The 21,459-nt window shown below is 40.9% G+C and carries 17 protein-coding genes; 15 read left to right on the top strand and 2 right to left on the bottom strand.

What is annotated here, in order from left to right; all coding sequences use genetic code 11:
- The first annotated feature begins 82 nt into the window (after positions 1-82).
- From B9Y87_RS07615 to B9Y87_RS07570, 10 genes are all read left to right on the top strand, one after another.
- The gene (locus tag B9Y87_RS07615; protein WP_085497786.1) at positions 83-2,311 is read left to right on the top strand and encodes a xanthine dehydrogenase family protein molybdopterin-binding subunit; all 2,229 of its coding nucleotides are present in this window, start codon (positions 83-85) and stop codon (positions 2,309-2,311) included.
- A 2-nt stretch (positions 2,312-2,313) separates the two neighbouring features.
- A complete protein-coding gene (locus B9Y87_RS07610) occupies positions 2,314-2,568 on the top strand; it encodes a MoaD/ThiS family protein (protein ID WP_072861390.1) in 255 nt (84 codons plus the stop codon).
- Between the two features lie 86 nt (positions 2,569-2,654).
- Positions 2,655-3,638, top strand: coding sequence for a GTP 3',8-cyclase MoaA (moaA, locus tag B9Y87_RS07605; protein ID WP_085497785.1), 984 nt, complete (start codon positions 2,655-2,657; stop codon positions 3,636-3,638).
- Positions 3,639-3,704: 66 nt separating this feature from the next.
- On the top strand, positions 3,705-4,304 hold the full coding sequence (locus B9Y87_RS07600) for an NTP transferase domain-containing protein (RefSeq protein ID WP_085497783.1): 600 nt from the start codon (positions 3,705-3,707) through the stop codon (positions 4,302-4,304).
- 44 nt (positions 4,305-4,348) lie between these two features.
- On the top strand, positions 4,349-5,425 hold the full coding sequence (locus B9Y87_RS07595) for a HesA/MoeB/ThiF family protein (RefSeq protein ID WP_085497781.1): 1,077 nt from the start codon (positions 4,349-4,351) through the stop codon (positions 5,423-5,425).
- 42 nt (positions 5,426-5,467) lie between these two features.
- Positions 5,468-6,334 (top strand): polysaccharide deacetylase family protein, encoded by an 867-nt coding sequence (locus B9Y87_RS07590; protein WP_085497779.1) that lies wholly within the window; start codon positions 5,468-5,470, stop codon positions 6,332-6,334.
- A gap of 31 nt (positions 6,335-6,365) precedes the next feature.
- Entirely contained in the window at positions 6,366-7,565 is a 1,200-nt protein-coding gene (locus B9Y87_RS07585; protein WP_085497777.1) for a molybdopterin molybdotransferase MoeA, read from the top strand.
- Between the two features lie 2 nt (positions 7,566-7,567).
- Complete coding sequence (locus B9Y87_RS07580) at positions 7,568-8,578, top strand: XdhC family protein (protein ID WP_085497775.1); 1,011 nt, start codon at positions 7,568-7,570, stop codon at positions 8,576-8,578.
- Entirely contained in the window at positions 8,578-9,183 is a 606-nt protein-coding gene (locus B9Y87_RS07575) for a nucleotidyltransferase family protein (protein WP_085497773.1), read from the top strand. The genes B9Y87_RS07580 and B9Y87_RS07575 overlap by 1 nt, the downstream gene beginning before the upstream one ends.
- A 189-nt stretch (positions 9,184-9,372) precedes the next feature.
- On the top strand, positions 9,373-10,467 hold the full coding sequence (locus tag B9Y87_RS07570) for an amidohydrolase family protein (RefSeq protein ID WP_085497771.1): 1,095 nt from the start codon (positions 9,373-9,375) through the stop codon (positions 10,465-10,467).
- 19 nt (positions 10,468-10,486) lie between these two features.
- On the opposite strand, the gene B9Y87_RS21910 is transcribed toward B9Y87_RS07570, so the two are convergent.
- Positions 10,487-10,627: a hypothetical protein gene (locus tag B9Y87_RS21910; protein ID WP_176225611.1), complete on the bottom strand. Its 141-nt coding sequence runs from the start codon at positions 10,625-10,627 to the stop codon at positions 10,487-10,489.
- Positions 10,628-11,372: 745 nt separating this feature from the next.
- Between B9Y87_RS21910 and B9Y87_RS07560 the strand changes: the two genes are divergently transcribed.
- Positions 11,373-11,918 (top strand): hypothetical protein, encoded by a 546-nt coding sequence (locus B9Y87_RS07560; protein WP_139827189.1) that lies wholly within the window; start codon positions 11,373-11,375, stop codon positions 11,916-11,918.
- Between the two features lie 211 nt (positions 11,919-12,129).
- A complete protein-coding gene (locus tag B9Y87_RS07555) occupies positions 12,130-14,361 on the top strand; it encodes a TonB-dependent receptor (RefSeq protein ID WP_085498459.1) in 2,232 nt (743 codons plus the stop codon).
- Between the two features lie 548 nt (positions 14,362-14,909).
- On the opposite strand, the gene recQ is transcribed toward B9Y87_RS07555, so the two are convergent.
- Positions 14,910-17,036 (bottom strand): DNA helicase RecQ, encoded by a 2,127-nt coding sequence (recQ, locus tag B9Y87_RS07550; RefSeq protein WP_085497766.1) that lies wholly within the window; start codon positions 17,034-17,036, stop codon positions 14,910-14,912.
- A gap of 213 nt (positions 17,037-17,249) precedes the next feature.
- Between recQ and B9Y87_RS07545 the strand changes: the two genes are divergently transcribed.
- From B9Y87_RS07545 to B9Y87_RS07535, 3 genes are all read left to right on the top strand, one after another.
- A complete protein-coding gene (locus B9Y87_RS07545) occupies positions 17,250-18,329 on the top strand; it encodes a metallophosphoesterase (protein ID WP_085497764.1) in 1,080 nt (359 codons plus the stop codon).
- 202 nt (positions 18,330-18,531) lie between these two features.
- Positions 18,532-19,314: a hypothetical protein gene (locus tag B9Y87_RS07540; RefSeq protein ID WP_139827188.1), complete on the top strand. Its 783-nt coding sequence runs from the start codon at positions 18,532-18,534 to the stop codon at positions 19,312-19,314.
- A 707-nt stretch (positions 19,315-20,021) separates the two neighbouring features.
- Complete coding sequence (locus tag B9Y87_RS07535) at positions 20,022-20,360, top strand: hypothetical protein (RefSeq protein WP_085497760.1); 339 nt, start codon at positions 20,022-20,024, stop codon at positions 20,358-20,360.
- The last annotated feature ends 1,099 nt before the right edge of the window (positions 20,361-21,459 follow it).

The raw sequence follows: 21,459 nt of genomic DNA, 5'->3' as shown, positions 1-21,459 counted from the left end.
CTTTCGGGAATATAGGTTACTTATAAGCTTACCTCAAAAAATGAAATCCTCGGACTATTGAGGACAAAAAACTAAAAAAATTATGTCGACATCATCAATAACATTCAACAGACGGGCATTTATTAGGACATCATCATTAGCCAGTGGTGGACTTCTTATTGGCTTTAATCTATTTACGGCCTGTAAACCGAAAGCGCAACCCCCTGTAGATATTTCCCAGTTAAATTTTAATGATTTCAATGCGTTTATAAAAATTGCCGATAATGGCGCGGTAACCATTTTCTCACCCAATCCAGAAATAGGGCAGGGTGTTAAAACAGCTATGCCCATGTTGATTGCGGAAGAATTGGACGTAGCATGGAAGAACGTTTATGTGCAGCAGGGAATTTTGGATACCGAGAATTATTCCAGACAGCTTGCCGGAGGGAGTCAGTCCATCCGACTAGGATGGGAGCCCTTGCGGCAGACGGGGGCTACGGCCCGTCAAATGTTGGTCAATGCTGCTGCTGCCAAATGGGGTGTGGATCCATCGGAATGCACTACCTCCGAAGGGGTAATCACCAATTCAAAAGGGGAGACTTTAGGCTATGGTGAAGTAGTCCGGGAAGCAGCCGTATTGAAAGTTCCGGAAAATGTAACACTTAAAGATCCGAAGCATTTTAAAATTATAGGGACGGATGCCCCTAATGTGGATATTGATAAAATAATTACGGGAAAGCCTCTTTTTGGCCTGGATTATAAGGTTGAAGGCATGGTTTACGCCTGTGTTTTACGTCCTCCCGCTTTTGGAAAAATATTGAATTCCTATGATGATGCCAAAGCCAAGGCCATGCCCGGGGTTTTGGATATCATTAGAATAGGGGAGAAGGCCAAGGAACTTGCAAAGGAAGGCGTGGGCAACTGGACCGTGGTTATGGGAAAAAGCGATAAAGTGGTAGTCATAGCCAAAACCACTTGGGAAGCCATGAAAGCAAAAGAGGCCATATCCGCAACTTGGGTTGATGACAGCGCTATGGAAAGTACGGAATTTCAGGATAATCAATTATTGGGTCTGTTGGACGGCAAGGAGTTCAAGACCCTTAGAAAGGATGGGGATATTGATAAAGCATTTTCCCAGGCCGATAAAATACTGGAGCGTACCTACGAATCTCCCTTTCTACCACACAACTGCATGGAACCTATGAATTTTTTCGCCAACATTACCGATGAAAAGATACATTTGGTTGGACCTGTGCAGACACCCGAATACGCTGCCACTGCGGTAGCTGGTATGTTAGGTAGGGATGTAAAGGATGTTCATTTGGAAATGACACGCATGGGTGGAGGTTTCGGAAGACGCTTATACGCTGATTTTGTATATGAAGTTGCGGAAATTGCCAATGCCATTAAAAAACCGGTAAAATTGGTATTTTCCCGTGAGGATGACATGACTGCGGGGACCTATCGCCCAGCTATAAAATACAGAATTAAAGCGGCCATAAAGGACGGTCAAGTAACTGCGTACCATTTAAAGGAGGCGGCCATTGATGAAAACATGTACGGATTAATACCTAATTTCTTTCCGGCCGGTGCTATTGAGAATTACCAAGTGGATGTAGCCAATTACAAAAGCAATATTACTACTGGGGCCTGGAGAGCTCCCTACACCAATTTCTTGGCTTTTGCCGAACAAAGTTTTTTTGATGAACTGGCCGAGACTATGGAAGTAGACCGAATTAAGTTACGTTTGGATTTATTGGACAAGGTTAAAGGCACGGTGGACGAGCGAATTGAATATTCCCCGGAACGTATGCAAAATGTCATTAAAGTTGCCGTGGACAAATCCGGATGGGGCAAAAAACCGGAGGGGGTATTCCAAGGCTTTGCCGCCTATTATTGCCATAATTCCCATGTAGCGGAAGTGGCCGATGTTGAGGTTGAACACGGACTGCCTGTTGTAAAAAAAATTACCTGTGTGGTAGATTGCGGAATTGTAGTAAACCCTTTAGGTGCCATAAATCAAATAGAAGGAGGTGTTATAGATGGGGTAGGCCATGCCATGTACGGAGATCTGAGCTTTATGGACGGAAAACCTCAATCGCAGAATTACGACAAATACAGATTGATCAGGATGGGAGAAATTCCAGTGGTGGAATCCCATCTTATACAAAACGACCTGGCACCAACTGGATTGGGAGAGCCAACACTGCCTCCGGCAGGCGCAGCAGTGGCCAATGCCTTAAAAGCGGCTACGGGAAATAGATTTACCCAACAGCCCTTTTCAAAATTCCCAGAATTGATGAAGGTCCCTACTAAACCTTTAATTGGATAATTATGACAATATTACTTTTTGGTGTTACAAAAGACATTATAGGAAGCTCAACCTTGTCCATGCCCAGCTCCAGCGAATTTGGATCGAAAAGATCCAAGACTGTTAAGGAGCTTAAGGAATACTTGGGCAAAATGTACCCTGAATTGAAAAAATTATCTTCTTTGGCTGTGGCTGTGAATAATTCTTATGCAAATGATGATACCATAATCGATAATTTTGATGAAATTGCACTAATTCCACCAGTAAGCGGGGGATAAATCAATTACCTCAAGGGCTTGCCTAAAAGGAACTGGCAAACGTAGGAGCATTCAAAGCTTACATAGTGAGAAAAAAAAGAGGAAAAATGCTGATAGACAATCACAATAGGAAAATTAATTATCTGCGCCTGGCGGTCACCGATCGTTGTAATCTGCGGTGCAACTATTGTATGCCTTCGGAAGGGATAAATTTTGCAGAAAAAGACTCCCTTTTTACCATAGAGGAACTATGTAAACTAAGTGAAATCATGGTGGGGCAGGGCGTAGACAAAATAAGGATAACAGGTGGGGAACCATTTGTTAGGAAAGATCTAATGGTATTATTGCGCAAACTGTCGACTTTAGAAGGTTTGAACGATATTTCCATTACCACCAATGCCACTTTGATAGGGCCCTATATTCCCGAATTAAAAACCTTGGGCATCAAAAACATCAATGTTAGTTTGGATGCCATTGACAAGAATACCTTTGAACGGATAACGAGACGCAATCAATATGATACCGTATATAACAATCTAATCCGATTGATAGCGGAAGGATTCAATGTCCGTATCAATTTTATAGCTCTCGAAAATCAGAATACCCAGGATATAATTCCTATTCTCGAAGTCATGAAACATTACCCGGTTTCGGTGCGGTTTTTGGAAGAAATGCCATTCAATGGTGGTTCCAAGTCCTTTAACAGCATTACTTGGGACTATAAAAAAATACTGGACCATATTCAATCGGAATATCCAGAAATTACAAAGCTGGAATCGCCCAAAACCTCGACCTCCATTAATTACAAGATTAAAGGACACAAGGGCACTTTTGGAATTATACCCTCCTTTACCAGAACATTCTGTGGGAGTTGTAATCGACTAAGAATATCGGCCACGGGCGATGTAATCACCTGCCTCTACGGTAAACCTAGAATGAATCTAAGGGAAGTGATGAGAGGGGACAATGTGGAATCCGAAATTAAAGGGCATATCCTTAAGTCTATTGGCAGCCGATCCAAAACTGGTTTTGAGGAACAGGAAAAATATGATGGAATTTTTGAAAATTCAATGACCTCCATAGGAGGATAATTCCCCATATACACTACTAGGAACAAACGTGTTCTTGGTGTGGAAAATAAATAATATCTACAAATAATGAGCTCCACAAAAATATATGGTCTAGTACTTTCCGGTGGAAAAAGTACCAGAATGGGAACCGATAAGGGATTGATTGAATACCACGGCATTGCACAACGCGAATATTTATATCAACTCCTGCAGAAGGTTTGCGGCAATACTTATATGAGCATCCGGGAAGAACAGGCCTCGGAATTCTCTGTAAATCACAACCTTATAGTGGATCAAAACAAATTTAAAGGCCCCTATAACGGACTATTAAGTGCCCACAATTTTAATCCAAACGTGGCTTGGTTGGTTTTGGCCTGTGATCTGCCTTTAATGGATGAGGATGCACTTGAACAATTGATCAATCTACGGAATCCGAACAAAATGGCCACTGCCTTTGCCACTAGGAAAAGTGGATTGCCAGAGCCCCTTTGTGCTATTTGGGAACCCGCAGGATTAAAAAAATCATTGGATTATCTGGAAAACGGGCCCGGTACTTGTCCACGGAAATTCTTGATCAATGAGGATATTAAATTGGTGTTTCCCGAGAACGAAGAAGTATTGTGGAACGCCAACTTTAAGGAAGATTATGAAAAGGTATTGCTAAAGTTAACCCCCAATGAAAAATAATTGAACGGTTAATGGCGGCATAAAAATAGAATTGTTATTTGCAGATGGACTTCAATAGATATCAAAGACAGACCGTTTTAAGGGATTTTGGACCAAAAGCCCAACAAAAACTAAAAGACGCCAGTATTTTAGTGGTTGGTGCAGGGGGATTGGGAATTCCCGCACTTTTGTATCTGAATGCGATGGGAGTTGGAACGATTGGTATAGTTGAGCAGGATATTATTGAAATTACCAACCTTCAACGTCAGGTATTGTATACGGAAGAAGATCTTGGAAGACCAAAAATTGAGGTAGTACTGGAACGATTAAAACTACAAAATTCGAGTACGAACTTTAAGAGGTTTGATACCTTTATTGCCCAGCACAACGCCTTGGAAATCATTTCTGAGTTTGATGTAGTGATAGATGGATCGGATAATTTCCCAACCCGATATTTGATCAACGATGCCTGTTTAATCCTAAAAAAACCATTTGTTTCGGGTGCCATACAAGGCTTTGAAGGCCAACTAAGTGTGTTTAATTATCAAGGTGGTCCTACCTACAGATGTTTATTTCCCAACATGCCCAAGCAGGAAGAAATTCCGAATTGCAACGACAATGGGGTATTGGGTATAATTCCAGGTATCATAGGCAATCTTCAGGCATTGGAAGCCGTAAAAGCAATTACAGGAATAGGGGAAGTGTTGAGCGGCAAACTATTGTTGTTCAATGGGTTACACCAATATTATCAAACTATTAATTTCAGTCTACAACCGAAAAATGCAGCCATAAAAAAGCTACTAAGGTCCTATGGGGCAGAGGTTTGCGAAATCCACCACAACATAAGTATAGAGGAATTTGAAAAAAAATTGAAGGGTCAAGAGCATATTCAAATAATCGATGTTAGGACGACAGAGGAATTTGAAAATTTTTCTTTGCCCCAAGTGAAAGGCCTCAATATTCCCTTGAACGAATTAAAGGGGCGTATAGATGAACTGGACTCCCAAAGACCCATTTATCTTCTCTGCCAATCAGGAAAAAGAAGTGATATGGCCGTAAGAATGTTGCAGGAATTAAACCCTGAGCTGGAACTTTATAATATAGTTGGGGGAGTGGATGGATTCCATGCCTTTCACAATTAAACCAATTTTTTTCTATTAGGAATACCTACAACAAATAACGATATGGCCAAGTATTACGACCTAGAGCGATTGGGGTACGGCAAGAACGATGTTCTTTTAATGGTACATGCCGATGATGCTGGACTATCATGTTCAGAAAATGCCGCTACCATAGAAGCCCTGGAAACAGGTATTGTAAATTCCTTTAGCATAATGGTCCCCTGTCCTTGGTTTTTGGATATGGCAAATTTCGCCAAACACCACCCGCAGTACGACTGTGGAATACATTTAACGCTGACTTCTGAATGGAAACAGTATAAATTTGGTCCGGTACTGCCCTATTCCGAGGTACCGAGCTTGGTGGATAAGCAGGGTTTTTTCCACGCCAAAAGGGAGTTGGTAAAGAAATTCGCCAAACCCCAAGAGGTTAAAAAGGAGCTGAAGGCCCAAATTGATAGGGCATTGGCAAATGGAATAAATCCCACCCACCTGGACTCCCATATGTACACCTTGGGCCTCACCAAGGAACTTCTATCCGTTTACAGGGAATTGGGCCATGAATACCAATTACCTATTTTTTTAAGCGATCAGCTGTTAAGTGAGGTGGGCAATCCCCTCTCGCTACAGGAAGGGGACAACATAGTAAATGCAGTACATATAGGCAATTTAAAAGCGATGGAAAGTATAGGATTGGATGAGTGGTATACCCAACAAATTAACAACCTAAAAGCCGGATTCAATGTTATTTTGATTCACACTGCCTTTGATAATATGGAAATGAAACAAGTCTGTGTGGACCATCCCAATTTTGGTTCCCAATGGCGGCAAATGGATTTTGATTTCTTCACCGACCCCAATACGGCCAAATTACTTAAGGAAAGGAACATTAAACCCATAACTTGGAGAGAAATACAAAAGATAACCCTTTAACAAATCTCCTTTTAATTGTAACTTGTGTTCCATGATTTCCTTTAAAGACGCTTATAAAAAAGTATTGGACCTTTATCAGGACTTTGGCCATGAACAGGTTTTGCTGGAATCGGCTATGGATAGAATCCTTGCCGAAGATATTGTAGCCGATAGAAATTTCCCTCCTTTTAATAGGGCCACCAAGGACGGCATTGCCATAAATTATGACGCCATTGAAAAAGGCCTGACTACTTTTAAAATAGAAGGAGTGTTGGCTGCCGGCATGCCTCCCCAACCATTGATGGATACTTCCAATTGTGTGGAAATAATGACAGGGGCAGTAGTTCCCGACAATGCGGATACTGTGGTGATGTACGAACATCTGGTTATTGAAAACGGATCGGCTACCCTTACCAAAAGCCCTAAAAGGGGGCAGGATATTCATGTTTGCGGAAGTGATCAGCAAAAAGGGGATCTGGTTTTAAAAAAATACAGCACAATAACAGCTTCGGAAATAGGTGTTTTGGCGGCTGTGGGCATGGCTTCGGTCAAGGTGCGCGCACTTCCCAAGGTGGCCATTGTGTCCACCGGCAACGAACTGGTAGAGGTAGAGGAGATTCCCTTGCCCCACCAAATACGAAAATCAAATATACATACCCTTTATTCAGCATTGTTCAAAGTAGGTATAGTACCGACCAAGCTCCATCTGCCAGATGAGAAATCCAGTATGAAAAAGGCCCTTGACAATACATTACAGAAGCATAATGCGGTCCTTTTAAGTGGTGGGGTATCCAAAGGCAAGTTCGATTTTCTTCCACAGGTTTTGGAAGAATTGGGAGTGGAAAAGATTTTTCATGGGGTATTCCAAAGGCCAGGGAAACCATTTTGGTTCGGAATCCAACGAGAAACCAACACCGTGGTTTTTTCGTTTCCCGGTAATCCGGTATCCACCTTCGCAAATTATAATGTTTATTTTAAGGATTGGCTGAGACGTTCCTTAGGCATTCAAATACCTAAAATTGATGTAATTTTAGAAGAAGCAGTCGCCGTAAAGGGGGATCTGACAATGTTGTTAAGGGTAAAAATAAGATTTAACCAGGGGCATTTGTCAGCTTCCCTTGTAAAGGAGAATGGATCTGGCGACCTGTGCAGTTTAGTGCATACGGATGGATTCATAATCCTCGAACCCAAAATGGATGTGTATGAAGTAGGGGAGTTGGTCCCTTTTGTCCCTACCAGAGATTTACTATAATTATGACACACGAATTCAAAAAAATTATACGGGAATATCAGGCGGCCACTTCTAAGGGCTTAAAATGTGTTCTAGCTACTGTGGTGGCATTGGATGGATCCTCATACAGAAGACCAGGGGTAAGCATGTTGATATTGGAAGACGGACACATGATAGGTGCCGTAAGTGGCGGATGTGTTGAAAAGGAGGTAGTAAGGCAGGCACAGTCCGTTTTTGCCGATGAAATATCGAAAATAATGACCTATGACGGTCGATATCGACTTGGATGCGAGGGTGTTCTGTATATTTTACTGGAAGCCTTTAGACCGGACAAGCAATTCTTGGAAACCTTTGAAAAAACCTTAGCAACAAGAAAGCATTTTAAAATTCGGTCATTTTTTGAAAAAAAAGAGGGCCCCAATGCCGATTATGGCTCAACGGTTGTATTTGGCCCAGAAGAATTACCCATCCTGCCCGGATTCCATCCGCATGAAGAGCTCGAGGCCTTTGAGCAAAACATGAAACCCTGTTTTAAACTATTCATTATCGGAGCCGAGCATGATACAGTACAGTTATGTAGCTTTGCCGCTATGGCCGGTTGGGAGGTAACCGTTGTAGCCGACCCATCCGAGGAAAAAAATATTTTGGATTTTGAAGGTGCCCATGACTTTTTGGGCATCTTACCGGAGCACTTTCCGTTGGGCGAAGTAGATCAGCATACCGCCATTATTCTAATGAACCACAGCTATTCCAAAGACTTAAAGTATTTGTTGACCTTAAAGGATTCAAAACCTATATACTTAGGACTTTTAGGTCCTTATAGGAGAAGGGAAAAACTATTTGGGGAACTCATGGAATTAAGCCCGGAGATCTCGTACGACTTCCTTGATGGAATCCACGGACCGGCCGGACTCAATATTGGTGCCGAGACCCCGCAGGAGATTGCCATTTCCATTGTAGCCGAAATTTTAGCGGTTGTTAGAAAAAAGGAACCTATGCTCCTCAAGAATAAAGAAACCGGGATTCACGATTAATGCCCAAAAAATTAAATATAGCTCTTTTGATCATGGCGGCGGGTACTTCCTCCCGCATGAAGGCCATAAAACAATTGTTGCCGTGGGGAGACAGTACCTTTATAGGCAATGCCATTAAAAATGCAAAAAACTCCAAGGCTACCAAGATATTGACGGTATTAGGGGCCTATGATCAAGAGATTAAGAAAGTAACCGATTTTTTAGGTACGGAATCGATCCTTAATCCCAACTGGGAGTTGGGTCTGGGAAATTCCATTGCCTATGGCACGAAGCATCTTTTGGAACAGGACGCAGACTATGATGGAATTTTAGTGATGTTGGCCGACCAACCATTGTTGGATATGCAATACTTAAATAGGCTGATAGATAATTTTTCCAATTCCAAACACAGCATTGTGGCTACCAAATATGACTATAGGGTAGGAGTGCCCGCTATTTTTGGAAAAGTCCATTTTAAAGCCCTGCTGGAATTGAATTCGGATTACGGGGCTAGGGAAATTATCAAAACCCAGCAGAATGATGTTATGGGAATATCTGCGGACGGAAAAGAGCTGGACATTGACACCTTGGAAGAATATGAACGGGTGAAAAAGAGCTTACTGTGAACCGCTGGCTGTTTCAAGGTTTCTAGTTTCAGGTTCAAGGTGGGTAAGAATAGGAACAAAGATAAGAGGTCCACACAACAACAATTGTTACACCACTGCCATAGAATTCATGTTCTGTATATTTTTTTAGTTTCAAACTTTAGGTTGTCCACTTTATAACATAAATTTAGAATCTAATTTAATGATATAATGATTTTAAAGAATTTAGTCCCACTTTGTATTTTGTTTTTAGCCTTTTCCAATGAAGCGATGTCCCAAAACATGAGCTTCGAGGAATACAATCCCGTTTCAACCCTGAAAGTACCTGGAAAGGAAATACATAGGGCCAAATTCCCGTTTATAGATGTTCATGGTCATCAGTACCAGATGCCGACACAGGACCTCTCCTTGCTAATTGCCGATATGGATAAGCTAAACTTGGCCATCATGGTAAACCTTAGTGGTGGATCTGGGGAAAGAATAAAACAATCCCTAGAGAACATAAAGGATCACTACCCCAACAGATTTGCGGTCTTTGCCAATGTAGATTTTGACGGGGTTGGCAAACCGGGATGGTCCGAGAAGGCCGTGGCACAGTTGGAAGCCGATATAAAGAACGGTGCCAAGGGGCTTAAGGTGTATAAAAGTCTAGGGCTGCGGGATAAAGATGTCTCTGGAAAACGCTTGGCCGTAGATGACGACCGTTTAAGTGCCATTTGGGAAAAATGTGGGGAATTGGGCGTACCGGTCCTAATCCACTCAGCAGATCCCAAACCTTTCTGGGATGAGGTAAACTCCGATAACGAAAGATGGCTGGAATTAAAGACACACCCTAGGAGAAAGCGCTCGGCAACAGACCCGGCTTCATGGGAACAGATTATTGGGGAGCAGCACAGAATGTTCAAAAAGCACCCAAACACCAAATTTATAAATGCCCATATGGGATGGTACGCCAATGATTTGGGTACCTTGGCCCGTTTAATGGACGAAATGCCCAATATGTATGTTGGTATTGGAGCTATTATTGCGGAATTGGGCCGACAACCGAAAAATGCCCATAAATTTTTTGTGAAATATCAGGATCGCGTCCTGTTTGGAAAGGATAGTTGGAAACCGGAAGAATTCCCAACCTATTTTAGAGTGCTGGAATCCGATGATGAATATTTTCCATACCACAAGAAATACCACGCCTTTTGGGCCATGTACGGCATGGACTTGCCGGATGAAGTGCTAAAAAAGTTATACTACAAGAATGCGCTAAAACTTATACCTGGATTGGACAGGAGCTTATTTCCAAAAGATTAGCAATGCCAAGAAAAGTAGGTTATTTACTTTCCTGTGGTTTTTGAATCTTTTCCAGTTTCCCATATTCCTGAAAAATACCGCATGAATCCGGTTTTTTAACAAGGGACTGTTCTTTTTTTCTTTTGGCCAAAGCTTCAATCTGTGGTGATAAAAATGACATATCTAACTTTTTTTGTGATATAAAATTACTTTTTTTTAAGAACGCCATTGGAATTAAATTGTTGTTTTATTGTTAAATTTTTTGTTCGATAGCTACAGTCATAATACGTTCCCTGACAATACCAAAATGAATATCCAAACAATTTATGAGTAGTATTTTTAATTATAAAAATCTGTAAATAAGTAAATTAGCTACTATTTGATAAATTGATTATCGAACATTGTAGCCAATGCCAAATATTCCTTTTTTGTTAGAGCTTTCTACACGTATAAATGTCTATCACCTAGGCCTGTGGTCCTTTTTATTACTACTTTTCAATACTCCAGGCATTTGGGCCCATCTTTTTCCGAATGGGAAAAAAATTTAAATTTCCTTCCTTGTAAAGAATTAAGATGGCCTCACTATGGCCAAAGAAGGAGGGTTAGGAAATGCTAAAGATCATACCATCGCAGTCACTTCCAAATGAGCCCTTTTTCAGGCGATTGAGAAGTCGCACATATTAAGTAAATCCAACTATTAAAACTTCATTAGTACTTTATACACTTTTAAATTTCTATCAGCTAGGATCATGATCATTTTTATTCCCACTTCTCCATAGTCTATACTCCATACCAACCCTTCATATAAAGAATCAAAAGAATGTTTCACGATATTTTAACTGTTATAAGGCGGCTATTTTATATTTTTCCAAAAAAATCAAACCCACAGCATAATTTTTCCGTAAGTAGCGTATAACAAGGTATCCGTGATACAAAAAAATGAAAAAGGCTTGAAGCCGTGGTTTTTTAGAAGTGTAGCTGTCCTAATGGGCATCTGTTATCTAATGGCCCCTTTGCGGCAGGAGTCCACTGAAATACTGCATTTCATTTCCCATGCAATTGATTCAGGAACAGCGCATCACCCCATTACCTCCCATACCCAAAATATAAACCAAGAAGCCCAGGCGGATAAGCCCCATACCAGGGCATTGTCCCATTCAACAAAGTCCCATAACCATACAGGACCTAACGAATTGGCCCTCCATGGCCATATCCATTCACATGATAAAGAGCCTCATACTCATGAGATAATAGATTTTATGAGCATGGTACTCAGTGCTTCAACCCCGACCCATCATGACAATGATAATATGAAGGTGCCCTTGGAATTGGACAAGCATATAGTGGTAGGCCACTATAAGACTTTACCTGCTATTGCAACATTTACAAAATCTTGTTTTTCCAAAATACAGGAAAACACCTCCAAAGGAATTCATTATCCCATAGTACCTCCTCCAAAGCCCGATTGTTAATTTTTGGAACGTAATAATTTCTAAAAGGCATCCAACATCCAATACGGGATATATTGGTTCGCTTCTACATTGTTATTATCCAATACTGAAACACTTTATAGAAAAGGCATTCAACCCAATCCCTTGTATGGCCGTTGGTTTTATAGGGAGAGTTATGTCCAAATTATATGTCAAGAATAGCAGGCCGCTATTCGGAATAAAAAATAAAACTATGATCAAAAATACACTTGGCTTATTGATTCTATTACTTTCCGGAGCCTTACACGCCCATACCATAAGCGGAACAATAACCAATCAGGAAAACACCCCCCTAAATGGAGTAGGGGTGTACAATAGAAATACCGGTAACTATACTTACAGCAATAATGCGGGAGCATTTAGTTTGACAAACGTTAGCATTAATGACCATATCTATTTCTACAGTCTAGGATTCAAGAACAAAGAACTGCTTATAACCGAAAGTCAGTTGGACAACCCCCTAAATATTGTTCTGGAGGAGGCTGCGGTATCCTTGGATCAGGTGGTGCTGGTATCCAATATAAACGCCATGAGCAGTTTTGTAAATGTGGACGTGAAAGCCGATCCCGTTAAATCTTCCCAGGAAATCCTGAGAAAAGTACCTGGTCTCATTATAGGGCAGCATGCTGGCGGCGGTAAGGCCGAACAAATTTTCCTAAGGGGATTTGATATAGATCATGGAACGGATATAGCTATAAATGTGGATGGCTTACCCGTAAACATGGTGTCCCATGCCCACGGCCAAGGTTATGCCGATATGCATTTTATAATTCCGGAAACCATAGACAATATCGATTTTGGAAAGGGTCCTTACTATGCCGATAAAGGTAATTTTAATACCGCTGGCTATGTGGACCTCACCACCAAAAAGACATTGGATAAAAATGTGGTTAGCATGGAGGTAGGAAAATACAATACCCTAAGGGGTCTGGGGATGCTAAAACTATTGGAAAGCGATGATGACAATGCCTATTTAGCCTCAGAATATTTGATTTCCGACGGAGTTTTTGAATCTCCCCAGAATTTTAATAGGATAAACATAATGGGACGTTACCATCATAAGGACGATGCCGGCAATGAAGTGAATTTGACGGCCTCCCACTTTCAGAGCAAGTGGGACGCTTCTGGACAAATTCCCCAACGGGCCGTGGACAATGGAAGCATTGGCAGGTTTGGCGCCATTGATGATACAGAGGGTGGCAATACCAGCCGTACCAACCTATTGGTGAACCATGACAAACAATTGGATCAACATAGTCGACTTAAATCCAAGTTATTTATGTCCAAATATGATTTTGAACTGTATTCCAATTTTACATTTTTCCTAGAGGACCCCATTAATGGAGATCAAATAAAGCAAAAAGAAAATAGAACCCTGATTGGGGGGGAGACCAGTTATGATAGAACCATACACCTGGACCAAAATAATGCACAATTTAGGTTCAATACGGGAATAGGGTTTAGATATGATGACGTAAACGATGTAGAACTTTCCCATACCATCAACAGAAAGACCACTTTGGAGCAATTGGCGTTGGGCAATATTGATGAATTGAACGCCTATGGGTTCTTCAATATTAATTACAAACTGAAAAAGTGGAATTTTAATCCTGGTGTTCGACTGGATTATTTAAAATTTGATTATGAAAATCTATTGACGACGGCCTATGATCAAAAGAGTGAAAACAAATTGGTGGTCAGTCCCAAGCTAAATGCTATTTACCAAGCGTCCCAGGACGTACAGTTGTATGCCAAAACCGGAATTGGGTTTCATTCCAATGACACCAGGGTGGTCACCGCCAATAATGGGGAAAGAATTTTGCCCTTGGCCTTCGGGGCCGATATAGGCACCATTTACAAACCAAAAAACCGATTGGTATTAAATATGGCCCTATGGCATCTCTTTTTGGAGCAGGAGTTTGTATATGTGGGCGATGCGGGCATTGTGGAACCCAGTGGCAAAACCAAACGCTATGGGGTGGACCTTGGTGCCAGATACCAGCTAACGGACTGGTTGTACGCCTATGGTGATGTTAATTACACCTATGCCAGAAGCGCGGAAGACCCTAGTGGGGAAGATTATATTCCCTTGGCGCCGGACCTGACCTCTTCGGGTGGACTCACCTTTAAGGGACTTCATAACTTCTCTGGGGGAGTGAACTATCGCTTTATTAAGGATAGGCCTGCCAATGAGGACAATTCCATTATTGCCGAGGGGTATTTTGTAACCGATTTGAATCTGAATTATTCTTGGAAAAATTGGAGTTTTGGACTCATCGTGGATAATCTGTTTGATACCGACTGGAACGAGACCCAATTTGCTACTACCAGTCGATTGTTCAACGAAGCGGAGGCGGTAGAAGAAATCCATTTTACTCCGGGTACACCGTTTTTTGCCAGAGGCAAGGTATCCGTTAGTTTTTAATGGAGATAATAACCCAATGGTTGCTCCTTCCCTAAAGACTTTTGAGGGGAAGGAGTTTTTTTGTTTGATATGATAAGGGCCTTGCAATTCAACAAGAGTTCTCGACACAATGCCAAACAACACGTTACTCTAACTTACGATAGTACGGTCGACTTTCAACCTTCAACTTTATAACTACATAGAAGCGTTGCCTTTGAGATTTAGCTCATATCATTTCTATTTGAAGGGTATTCGTGAACCTGTGGTTTCTCCTCGCTCTGCTCGTTCGAAACGACTATTAGCTTTAAACCTGAAACTTTGAAACCTGAAACTTTTAACCTTCAACTTTCCAACATTCAACTTTATAACTACATAGAAGCGTTGCCTTTGAGATTAAGCTCATATCATTTCTATTTGAAGGGTATTCGTGAACCTGTGGTTTCTCCTCGCTTCTGCTCGTTCGAAACGACTATTAGCTTTAAACCTGAAACTTTGAAACCTGAAACTTTGAAACCTGAAACTTCTAACATTCAACTTTCCAACTTTCCAACCTTCAACTTTATAACTACTTATAAAATCTTCTCCCTTTCAATAACACTGAGTGCCAATCGGATAGTGCTGTATTCCACTTCCTCCTTAAAATACTCAAAATATGGCTTTAGCCCTTCCGGGTCTTGGAGTTCTTTCTTGGCCTCGGCAACTTTGGCTACATCCTCTTTCGATATTAATTGATAGATGTCCATATCCTTCCCCTCATGGTACAATTTTTCCAAATGGGCCAAAATGGTGTTGGGTTTTAGGCCCCTGATCTCCGCAATTTCCTCAACGGTTTTCCCTACCTTAAACAGCTCATAACTTTCCAATGCCGTGTCCGATTTCCTTTTTTTCTTCTTCTTTTTTTGGGGGACGGTTTCAACAAAGGCCTTTATTTCATTGATGAACATTTCCCCGTAGACCTCCAATTTCCGTTGGCCAACTCCGTTGATCTCTTTGAACGCTTCACTGCTCACCGGCTTTTTGGACTCCATTTCCTTAAGGGTAGCATCATTAAAAACAAGGTATGCTGGAATATTCTCCTCCAAGGAAATTTGAAACCGTAATTGCCGTAGTTTTTCAAACAGGGAATTTTCGTTAATAGGCTTGGACTTACTTTCCTTACGGACCGCCATTTGCTCTTCCTTGGACAAGGGCTGACTCAGTTGTACTTTGGTGTTGTTGAACAATACGGCCTTGGCCAAATCGGTCAAACGAAGCACGTTGTTCTTATGAAAGGCTATCTCACAGAGCCCCTGGTTTATAAGCTGTATGGCATAATGCTGCCAATGGTTCCATGAAATATCCTTGCCAATGCCGTAGGTCTTTATTTGCTGATAATTTTTATCCAAAATGTTGGTATTTTGGGCACCGCGCAATACGTCTATAACGGTTCCCGTAGCCTCGGACTCCTTCAATCTGGCTATGGTAGATAATATCTTTTGTGCGATTACCGTACCATCAAAAAACTGTGGCGGATTTTTACAAACGTCGCAATTGCCACAGTCGGCCTGAAGGTACTCCCCAAAATAACTCAATAAAATCTTTCGTCTACAGCTGGAGGCTTCCGAAAACTGCTTCATACGCTCCAATTTGGCCAGCTGTACTTCCTCGTTGGTAGCACCAGAAGCAAATCGTTGTAATTGGATTACATCGGCATAACTATGGAACAAAAGGGCATGTGCGGCTAGTCCGTCCCTTCCGGACCTACCAATTTCCTGATAATAGCCTTCGATATTTTTGGGCATGTTATAGTGAATCACCCATCTCACGTTGGATTTGTCTATTCCTATCCCAAAGGCTATGGTGGCACATACAATTTGGGTCTTGTCAAAAATGAAATCCTCCTGCACCTTGTTGCGGCTATCAAAATCCAAACCCGCATGGTAGGCGGCTACCTTGAAACCGCTATTGCGGATCTTTTCGACCAAGGTTTCGGTCGATTTTCGACTTAGACAATAAATAATACCCGATTCATTGGGTCTCTGTTCTATAAATTGAAGAATTTGGGTCACCCGGTCATGGGCTGCCCGCACTTCCAAGGAAATATTCTTTCTATCAAAAGAAGCCAAAAATTGTTTGGCCTCGGGAATCTGCAATTGCGCCAAAATATCCTGTCGGGTAGCTTTGTCCGCGGTAGCCGTTAAGGCAATAATGGGTGTCTGTGGCAGCGAAGCCTTTAAAAAACCCAATTGTTGATAAGACGGCCTAAAATCGTGCCCCCAGGACGAGATACAATGGGCCTCATCCACGGCCACACAGCTAACATACTCCTCATATAGAATAGGGGATAGGCCCTGCAAGCTTTCCGGTGCCACATAAAGCAGTTTTAATTCCCCTTTATGGGTGCTATCCAATATGGCCTGTTGTTCCTGGGCAGACTGACTACTATTAAAAAAAGCCGCTGGGATACCGTTGGCGTTTAGTCCGTCTACCTGATCTTTCATCAAAGCAATTAATGGGGAAATTACGAGGGTAGTGCCCTTGAACAAAAGGGCCGGTAATTGGAAACAAATGGATTTTCCACCCCCGGTGGGCATGATCACCAAACAATCGTCCTTATTTAAAACCGCTGTGATTATGGCCTCTTGTTGTTGTCTAAAGCGGTCAAAACCAAAGTATTTTTTTAAATAGGGAATTAATTCGTTATGGAAATCGGGCATGGGTATCGGTAAAATTTTGCTAAGGAACGAAAATAATCATATTTGAAGTCCTACAACAACTTTCACGGTCTTAAAATCCCAAAAACCAAACCAAGGCCTAGAAGACAAGAAAGCAGTGGCTCTTGGCTAATGGCTTTTGGCTTTTGGCTTTTGGCTTTTTTGTCTTCGTCTAAAAAGGTTAAATTTATCCATTGCAACCTATATTCATCCAAAATGAACCGTAAATACCGTTTTTGCATTTTTCTTGTCCCGATTTTCATACTTACAACTAGCCTTAGGGCACAAGAGGCCTACACCGCACCCAAATTGTCCAATCCGGATTCCTGGTCCATTATTTTGGTCCCGGATACCCAGACCTACGTGAAGTTCGAAAGAAACCAGGGCATCTTGGAAACCATGACGGCTTGGATCAGTGAAAATATAGATGCCCTGAACATAAAAATGGTGTTGTGTACAGGAGATTTGGTAGAGCAGAACGAACTTTTGGTTTCGGATAAGATAAACGGAAACATGCCCAGTAGGGATCAATGGAGGGCAGTATCGCACGCCTTTGAACGCTTGGATGGGAAGGTCCCTTATATTTTGGCCGCCGGTAACCACGACTTTGGTTATAAAAGTGTTGAAAACCGAAAATCCAATTACAATCAGTATTTCCCGGTACATAGAAACTTGTTGAATGCAAAGGCCTTACGGGCCGCCGGAAAGAATATAGACGGCCTGCCCTCTGTGGAAAATGCCACTTATGAATTTATATCTCCCCATCAAAGAAAGTTTTTATTCCTAAACCTGGAATTCGCCCCACGGGATACCATTTTACAATGGGCTAACAGCGAGATTTCCAAAGAAATTTATAAAGATCATACGGTGGTAATGCTTACCCATTCCTATCTAAATGCCCAAAACAAGCATATGGAAAAAGAAAACTACCCTATAGAAGATGCCAACTATGGTAAGGCCATTTGGGAAAAGCTAGTGGCTCCCTCCAAAAATGTGCAACTGGTCTTTTCAGGCCATATTGGATCCCCTGATAATTTTAAGGGGCATACGGCATTTAAAGTGGATAAGAACGCTGCTGGAAAAAAGGTGAACCAGATAACGTTTAATGCCCAGGCCATGGGCGGTGGTTGGCACGGTAATGGGGGAGATGGTTGGCTTCGGCTTATGGAATTCCTGCCGGATGGAAAGACCGTGATTAGCACTACATTTTCACCACATTTCGCCATCTCGCCAGCTACACAAAAAATGGCCTATCAACGGGACGATTACAACAATTTTAGCTTTCAATTGGATTAATATTATTTTTGGAGGGAGTAATTAAGGTGTTTTTAGGTCAAAGTCGCTCAAATTCAAGGGTAATTGCACCTAAAAATCAATTTATATATAAGATATTTCTTAATAAAGCATACTGTAAGTCGAAAAATTACGTTTTTCTTAACATAATAGTATAATAGCGCTTATTTTAGCCGAGTTAAATATGTTTTAAACCCCATAAACAATGAAAACATTTAATTATTTAGTTCTAAGCTTTGGATTAATGTTGGTCGCTGCTTGTAGCAATGACGCTATGAATAACTTAAATGATGAAAGCCTCACGCCCGAACAAGTGAAGGCCCAAATGCAGGTCAATTCCGTTTCGGACGGACTGGACGAGTTGGTTTCAGAATTACTGATCAACGACAAGGAAGGAAAAACAAACAAGACCAACACTGAATGTGCAACACTTGCATTTACCGAAGAAAGTATTACGGTAACTTACAATCAATGTATCATTAAAGGTAAAACGGTAAGTGGAACCATCGTTTTAACCGGAAACAATGGTAGTACGGACGGGAGCATAGGTAGTTTTGAAGTAACGTTTACCGATTTTACCTATAACGACTATCTACTGAACGGTACCAAGAGCTTTGCTTTTGATTTTTCCGATTCCAACGGTCCGACTTTTACTGTAGTTACCGATGCCACTTTTGAGGATGACAATGGAAATAAGATAATTTGGAAAGGGGATAAAGTACTTAGCTGGCATTTTGATCAGATCAATGCCGAAGGAGCGGATGTTAGCTGTACGGGAGATTGGGACATCACCGTAGATGGTATTACTTATGAATTTACAGTGACCGAACCTTTGTCCGCAAACTTGGGGTGTGCCTTCATTACTTCTGGAGTTATGCAGTTGGAAGTGAACGGAATGACCGCTTCCTTGGACTTTGGAACCGGTAGTTGTGACCAAACGGGAACCGTTACCTATCCTAATGGAGAATCTGAAGAGATTAGCTGGTAATTGCCCTAATCTTGATAACCATATTTTGAAACCCCGATGCAATGCATCGGGGTTTCTTTTTGATCATTCATTTTTCACAGTTGGTTATAGTTAAAGATAGACCCGGCAACGGACTCCATGGAGAAAATACAACGGCATTCGAAAAGTGGTAATAATTTATCGAAACTTTATTCGTGTGGACTGCACAAAGGAACGGACTATTTTCAATTTACTTTTGTGGTTCTTATTGTTTTGATAGGTTTTCGTGAAACTTCGATTTCATTGCCTGTCCAACCCTTGGGTTCCACTCAGGGTACGGCCAGTGCATCTAAATTTGAACCCCACAAGGAACTAGCAAGTACAATTTGACGCAGTCTAGATAAAATCTTTTAGGAAAAAGTCCATGAGAGCTTAAGAGGTGATTGGGGCAATGTTAAATTAATGGTTTGGGGAAGGAGGGGAGTGGAAGTGGAGAAAACACTATTGCTTTGGAGTAGAAGCCCTGTAAAAGGCAAGGATTGCAGAACAAACCAACCGTTTGTCGAAGAAAAAAGGCCATACGTCGATGCAAGGTAGGTGTTAATATTGCTTTAAACTAATGTTAATGAGGGTTTTACTTGGAGAAAAATGGGAATTTTGTCGTATCTTTTAGTTTCAAATCAATAAAATCAAATTATATAAGAGTGTACCAAAGAAAAAACTGTTAACCCTAAAACAAAGCTTACACTATGGAAACAACCCCAAAAATTAGTAGAAATTTAATTAGCAGGCCTTCCAACAGTGGATGTATTCTAAAATTGGAGCGTACCAATAATGATTTGTGCCAATTGGAAAAAAAATTGACCTCTTATGTATGTGAACCTAACACATACTCCTTGTTTATTAAATCTGAAACCCTCCGACAATCTCTAAGGAGCTTGAAAAATACGAATGCAGAATTGATCAAAGCTTTAAAGAGGGAAAAGGATTTAAGGATTGAACTCTTTGAAAAAACAATGGCCCAAATTCGTTCCTATCTAGAAATACAAAAATCAGTTGAAGAATACAGCAACATGTTGAGGTATTAAAAGATTCCTTTAATTTTCCTGTGACAGTTTAAACAACTGCATTCACCTAAAAACGACAGTAGCGTGGGAACATTAGGAAGAAAAGCTCCGGACATTTATATCCGGAGCTTTTTTTTGGATTTAAAATGTTCCTAGAGATTTTTGGAATATAACTTTAAAGCAAAGGAAGGGGTGTTATCGTCAGACTCTACTACAGCAAATTGAACCACAGAATAAAACTTAAGGAAGGTCACCCTGAAAATTCTATTTTACATAATGTAAATTATGGTTCAATTATAGTAATTCCTGTAATAGCGTATTTTGGCGCTATTTGACATAATTCAGTTATAACTACGGCACAGCTGTATTATAACGTCTTGAATTATGTTCAAGGGAATTACGAAATATGTAAAAACAAACTATAGGTATTTGGTTTGAATGGTATTCTTAGCTACTGTGGCAACCGCATCATCTCGCCGCCAAAAACAATCAGCCACTGGCTAATTTCTTTTGCCACGGGTTATGTGAAATTGCCGCACAGCCAAACGCTCGATTGCTTTTTTAAAATAAACGCTAAATGGCTTTCATTTTAAAACACAATTTGCCAACGCTTGGCCAGCGCCACGGCATAAATTCTAAAGGTTGAGAACCTTTATAATTTTGAGCGAGTTAAAGCTGCTGGCATATAATCCAGAAAGTTTCTGTAAATTTTTCACATCATTCTAGTCAGCTTGCCACAAGAGCATAAATTTTATGAAATCGAGTTTTTACGAGATTCACGAACTCCTTTAAAGTTTTTGCAAATAATTAAATAATTGAGTAAAAATAAAATTCTATGCACTTGTTATATTTAGAACTTTAATTAATCCTTTTTTTAATGTTTCATTATCTTTTGTCTTGAAACAAAAGAAACAAAAATTCAAGGCCGCATATAATTTTGGAAACAACCCGCCCGAACGTACCCTTTTCGGTACGGGCGGGTTTACGGTTCATTCGCTATATTTTAGGAAACATTGGAACTACTTAACATTGATTTGAAATCGCTTGAATAATATGAACTCTTAATAAACCTTATTGCTAAACCCCTAAAATATGGACGCTCATTTCTCCTATTGTTTTG

Source organism: Arenibacter troitsensis (assembly GCF_900177645.1).
Lineage (GTDB): Bacteria > Bacteroidota > Bacteroidia > Flavobacteriales > Flavobacteriaceae > Arenibacter > Arenibacter troitsensis.
Note: the sequence above shows the minus strand (reverse complement) of the source record. Positions and strands in the feature narration are given on the sequence as shown.

What these genes read in the sequence shown, in the direction of transcription:
- B9Y87_RS07615 (WP_085497786.1), top strand. Translation starts at nt 83, where the DNA reads ATGTCGACATCATCAATAACATTCAACAGACGGGCATTTATTAGGACA.
- B9Y87_RS07610 (WP_072861390.1), top strand. Translation starts at nt 2,314, where the DNA reads ATGACAATATTACTTTTTGGTGTTACAAAAGACATTATAGGAAGCTCA.
- moaA (WP_085497785.1), top strand. Translation starts at nt 2,655, where the DNA reads ATGCTGATAGACAATCACAATAGGAAAATTAATTATCTGCGCCTGGCG.
- B9Y87_RS07600 (WP_085497783.1), top strand. Translation starts at nt 3,705, where the DNA reads ATGAGCTCCACAAAAATATATGGTCTAGTACTTTCCGGTGGAAAAAGT.
- B9Y87_RS07595 (WP_085497781.1), top strand. Translation starts at nt 4,349, where the DNA reads ATGGACTTCAATAGATATCAAAGACAGACCGTTTTAAGGGATTTTGGA.
- B9Y87_RS07590 (WP_085497779.1), top strand. Translation starts at nt 5,468, where the DNA reads ATGGCCAAGTATTACGACCTAGAGCGATTGGGGTACGGCAAGAACGAT.
- B9Y87_RS07585 (WP_085497777.1), top strand. Translation starts at nt 6,366, where the DNA reads ATGATTTCCTTTAAAGACGCTTATAAAAAAGTATTGGACCTTTATCAG.
- B9Y87_RS07580 (WP_085497775.1), top strand. Translation starts at nt 7,568, where the DNA reads ATGACACACGAATTCAAAAAAATTATACGGGAATATCAGGCGGCCACT.
- B9Y87_RS07575 (WP_085497773.1), top strand. Translation starts at nt 8,578, where the DNA reads ATGCCCAAAAAATTAAATATAGCTCTTTTGATCATGGCGGCGGGTACT.
- B9Y87_RS07570 (WP_085497771.1), top strand. Translation starts at nt 9,373, where the DNA reads ATGATTTTAAAGAATTTAGTCCCACTTTGTATTTTGTTTTTAGCCTTT.
- B9Y87_RS21910 (WP_176225611.1), bottom strand. Translation starts at nt 10,627, where the DNA reads ATGTCATTTTTATCACCACAGATTGAAGCTTTGGCCAAAAGAAAAAAA.
- B9Y87_RS07555 (WP_085498459.1), top strand. Translation starts at nt 12,130, where the DNA reads ATGATCAAAAATACACTTGGCTTATTGATTCTATTACTTTCCGGAGCC.
- recQ (WP_085497766.1), bottom strand. Translation starts at nt 17,036, where the DNA reads ATGCCCGATTTCCATAACGAATTAATTCCCTATTTAAAAAAATACTTT.
- B9Y87_RS07545 (WP_085497764.1), top strand. Translation starts at nt 17,250, where the DNA reads ATGAACCGTAAATACCGTTTTTGCATTTTTCTTGTCCCGATTTTCATA.
- B9Y87_RS07540 (WP_139827188.1), top strand. Translation starts at nt 18,532, where the DNA reads ATGAAAACATTTAATTATTTAGTTCTAAGCTTTGGATTAATGTTGGTC.
- B9Y87_RS07535 (WP_085497760.1), top strand. Translation starts at nt 20,022, where the DNA reads ATGGAAACAACCCCAAAAATTAGTAGAAATTTAATTAGCAGGCCTTCC.